Source organism: Novosphingobium percolationis (assembly GCF_020179425.1).
GTDB classification, from domain to species: Bacteria; Pseudomonadota; Alphaproteobacteria; order Sphingomonadales; family Sphingomonadaceae; genus Novosphingobium; species Novosphingobium percolationis.
Map to the genome: position 1 here is coordinate 1 of NZ_JAILYM010000021.1, position 1,918 is coordinate 1,918.

Sequence of the window (1,918 nt, forward strand, 5' to 3'; positions counted from 1 at the left end):
CCCAAGTTGAACAGTGCCGGCGGAACACGCAGGGAACGCGAGCTGGTAAGTATTTGATTTTGCTAGGCGTGGGTTTGGGGGCAAAACCGGATGTGCTAACAACATTTTGCCTGTAACTGGCCGTTTGGTTTATCTTTACGAGTACAGGCAGTAACAACCTGGCCATGTATGTCGTCGAACGAGTCGCGCGCGGCCACCGCTATCTTTACCTGGTCGAGAGCGTGCGCGAGGGCAAAACTGTCCGCCAGCGCACGATCAAGGCTCTGGGCCGCAAGGATGCGCTGGCCGCAAGTGGCGAACTCGACAGACTGGCCGCCTCGATCGCACGTCACGCAGAGCGCAGCATCATTCTGTCCGATATCGATGCAGGCCGGATCGTAGCCCGCAGGATCGGAGGCCCGTTGCTGTTCGGGCGCCTGTGGCAGCGGCTTGGCATCGATGCTGTATTGGAAGAGGTGCTGGAAGGGCGCCAGTTCGGCTTTGCCGTGGAGCGCGCCGTATTTGTCGCTACACTGCACCGCCTGTTCGTCTCAGGCTCGGACCGAGCCTGCCTGGACTGGATGGAGAGCTACGCCATCGACGGCAGCGAGGATCTTGCCCTCCATCACTTCTATCGCGCCATGGCCTGGCTCGGCGAGGAGATCGAGGAGAAGGCAGAAGGCGCATTGGCACCTCGCTGTGTGAAGGACGTGATCGAGGAGAAGCTGTTCGATCGCCGGCGGGACCTGTTCACTGATCTCAGCCTGGTGTTCATGGATACGACGTCGCTCTCGTTCTACGGTGCAGGCGGCGACACGCTGGGTCGGCGTGGTCATTCCAAGGACCACCGGCCCGAGCTTGCCCAGATGATCCTGGCCGTGGTGATCGACGCCGAGGGGCGTCCGATCTGCACCGAGATGGTCCCGGGCAACACGGCCGACGTGAAGGTGCTCATGCCCATCGTCACGCGCCTGCGTACCCGCTTTGGGATAACCCGCTCGTGCGTCGTGGCCGACCGCGGCATGATCAGTGCCGGTACGATCGCCGCCCTTGAAGAGCTGGGGATGGAATACATCCTGGGTGCGCGAGAGCGCACCAGCAACGTCATCCGCGATGTCGTGCTTGCCGACACTGCTCCGATGGTACCCCTGGTCCTCGAGCGACAGGCAGGAGACACCCAGCTGTGGGTCAAGGAAGTGCGCGTTGGCAAAGGCGCAGATGCCCAGCGCTACGTCGTCACGCTCAACGAAGCTGAGGCAAGGAAGGACAAGGCCGACCGGCAAGCGATCATCGATGGCCTCCAGACCCAGTTGAAGAAGGGCGACAAGGCCCTGGTCGGCAACTCGGCCTATCGCCGCTATCTCAAGGCCAGCGGCAAGACCTTCGAGATCGACATGGGCAAGCTTGCCGACGAGGCGCGCTACGACGGCATCAGCGTGCTGCGCACCAATGCCAGGATCACTCCGCTACAGGCCGTCATCCGCTACCGTGATTTGCTTCAGGTCGAGGCCCTGTTCCGCGTCGCCAAGGCGAGCTTCGATACCCGTCCCATCTTCCATCAGTCCGATGCCGCTATCCGCGGCCATGTGTTTGTCTCGTTCCTCGCTCTGACGCTGGCCAAGGAACTGACCCGCTTGTGTCAGGAAAAGGGCCTGCAGCCCGAATGGCAGCCGCTCCTCAACGATCTCGATCGCCTTCAGGAAGCCACCATCGAAAAGGACGGCAAGGTCATTACCACCCGCACCCACGTTTCGGGCCAGGTGGGGAATGTCTTCAAGGCAACCGGCATCGCGCTGCCGGCCAATATCAGCGAACTGCCGCCGCGAACCTAAGCCTCTGCAAGCTCAACCAAACCCAAAAATGTAGTGGTAACACTCGCGCCGGTGCGTGCATGTCATTGAACAAAAATGCCTTTTCCAAAAGCACTGTTCAAGTTGGG

The 1,918-nt window shown here is 61.0% G+C and carries 1 protein-coding gene; it reads left to right on the plus strand.

All coding sequences use genetic code 11. The features are described 5' to 3' along the window. The first annotated feature begins 164 nt into the window (after positions 1-164). On the plus strand, positions 165-1,811 hold the full coding sequence (locus K3A84_RS20220; protein ID WP_099234654.1) for an IS1634 family transposase: 1,647 nt from the start codon (positions 165-167) through the stop codon (positions 1,809-1,811). Positions 1,812-1,918 lie beyond the last annotated feature (107 nt).